A 2,411-nucleotide genomic window follows, 5' to 3' on the forward strand; every position below is an offset into this window, starting at 1 on the left:
GGTGGTAAGTTACGGGTCTCACCTTACCGAATATTTGGGGAATTAGGCCATACAAGGCGCTGCAGGCCGACGGCCAAATTTGTGCACTTTATGCGCGGTCGCTGCGCTCCCATTATCGCGCATAAAGCGCCCAAAATTGTCCGCGGCTGAGCGCGGCGTTATGTTTTCGCAAGCAATTAACAATGAAATTCTAAGGAAAGAAAATGCAAGCCACACACATGGAGGCGGAAGCTCGATATGAATCATATCGAGAGATGGTAAGGAATTCCGTTAAGGCTGCCTTGCCTTATGGAGATTCTTCAAATATTTCCCTCACTGGGCTGAACTCAGCCGCATTGAGGCAAGCAAAATTGTGGAATGATATTTCCGAACGTAGAGTCGATTTTAATTGGTACTCTGATTCCAATACCTATAGGAAAATGTACCCAAAGCGATTTGAGCTTGCTATTTGGTATCAAAACCGTCTTGAATCGTTATCGCTTGGGCGGCCATCTTTCAATGGTGAGCGTTTAAGACTAGAGCTCACAGAGCGTGTAGCCAATCACAGCATGTTAAAGGGTAGAGCTTTTTCAATTACTGAGCTTTCTCTGATTGCGTATGCCAATTTGTTGGGTGCCAGTGAAATTCGCATCATGCAGCCTATAAACGATAGTGTTGTAGGTTTTTACCTACAGAAAGGCTACAGCTACGTAGCAAGTACGGGAGCTAAACACTTTCCAGATTATTGTGTGAAAAAAGTATGAGTAACTCAAAAGAATTTTCCGAGCGCTTCAAGAAAATGAAATCTTCAATTGAGAAGAACAAAAAGATTCTTAATGAAGATTTTCCAGAAGATGTAAAATCTATTGGAAATACGGATTTAATTAAAAATCCAGAAAAATACAAGGATGATGAAGAGTGTCAAAAAGAGAAGAAGTAAAATCTATACAAGAGGCGCAAGAGCGCCTCAAGAAAATTGTAACTTCAGAAAAGCTGGCGGTCAGGCCCAGTGTTCAGCCCCCGAGCAAGAAAAAAACATAACAAGCAGCGGCAGAGCGACAGCCAACGCTACGCACCCTTTGTGTTACTCCCTGACGCTCAAACATTAACACAAAATGCGATCCGCGCTGGCTGCGCCTGCGCTGGGCGTTAAAAATTATGCTTATGAGTAACGGTAATCTTTTCAAAGCTGTTTGGCGTGGCTGGTTTGCTAGCGTAGGTATTCTGGCGTTCATGGCCATCTTACTTGGCTACTTTTTTGGTCCTGATCTAGGTAAACCACTAATTCTACTTCTTGCTCTTGTCCCGCTTATAGCTGCACTCCAGGGCGTGGTTGTGGCAACATTGGTATGTGTTGGTGTCAAAGTTTGGCCTTCTAAATAGCCGATGTGCCAGTCATTTTTAACAAGGCCAAGCAGCATCGCCCGCGCCCTTCGGGCGCCGGCTGGACGGCCTACGCGGCGTGCTGCGCACGCCAAGCGCTCCGGCCGCCGCTGTTGGCAACGTTATGTGTGCCGACAAAGCTACATCGAATAATTAAACTGAGGTCAAATGAAAACTTTCATTATAATTTTAATTTCCGCAACATTGGCGGCATGCTCTATAACGCCAAGCAAGCCTAAAAGCCCAACAAGTAAACTTAAATCGAATCAAGGAGTAGTCATTCTTTCCACTGTTGGAGAAGAAAGCAGTTCTGAATTTGGAACTGGTTTTGTTAATGTGGCAAATGAAGTTATCAGTCTCGGGCTGGCATCGGAAACTAGAGTTTTACAGATCGCATTTACAAGTGATGCACCAGAACGTAGTAAAAAAAATAGCTTCGTCTTAGGTCATTCATATAAAACATCTGGCTCTGCTTTAACAACAAAGTGGCACATAGTGCCTGTTGAGGCTGGAAGCTACTATATATCTCACGTCATGTATGAAGACTACGTTGGCGTTAAGAGGCGAACGTCTCTTCCAAAGAATCTATTCTCATTTGAGGTTTCACAGGGTGAATGGGTTTATCTAGGGTCATTAATAACAGCTCTAAAAGAGATGAAAGCCACCTCTAAATATACCTCAACACAATATGCTAGAAGTTCAAGCCATTCGTCTAATACTGTTACCGAGCTTCCCGTTATCGCCGACATAAATTGGAATGAGTCTGAAGCAAGAAGGCAGGCAGGTTATTATGTTAATTATCCAGACAAATTTAGAGTGGTAGAATACGATGAAGAGAAGCTAAGTGTATATCGAGATCGTATTGATCACCTATCATCCCAGTAAGATTAAAATTAGTATTAATAATGTGAGTTTCACATAACAAAAAAATCAAACCGACGCGAAAAGACGCGCGGTTTATTTAGGCGTTATGTTTAAGACTTACCCACGCTTAGTAGACACCTTGTATAGTTAGGTTTCGGCCTAACACGGAGGTGCACCATGGGTAA

At 43.3% G+C, this 2,411-nt stretch carries 3 protein-coding genes; all 3 read left to right on the forward strand.

Features of this window, described 5'->3' with window-relative positions; all coding sequences use genetic code 11:
* The first annotated feature begins 203 nt into the window (after positions 1-203).
* Positions 204-743, forward strand: a complete 540-nt coding sequence (locus ACNKU7_RS18725; RefSeq protein ID WP_418298510.1) for a hypothetical protein — start codon at positions 204-206, stop codon at positions 741-743.
* Positions 740-919 carry a hypothetical protein gene (locus tag ACNKU7_RS18730; RefSeq protein ID WP_418298511.1) on the forward strand — a complete coding sequence of 60 codons (180 nt, stop codon included), beginning with the start codon at positions 740-742 and terminating at the stop codon, positions 917-919. The genes ACNKU7_RS18725 and ACNKU7_RS18730 overlap by 4 nt, the downstream gene beginning before the upstream one ends.
* A gap of 611 nt (positions 920-1,530) precedes the next feature.
* Positions 1,531-2,247, forward strand: coding sequence for a hypothetical protein (locus tag ACNKU7_RS18735; protein ID WP_418298512.1), 717 nt, complete (start codon positions 1,531-1,533; stop codon positions 2,245-2,247).
* Positions 2,248-2,411 lie beyond the last annotated feature (164 nt).

The organism is Microbulbifer weihaiensis, assembly GCF_048323715.1.
GTDB lineage: Bacteria > Pseudomonadota > Gammaproteobacteria > Pseudomonadales > Cellvibrionaceae > Microbulbifer.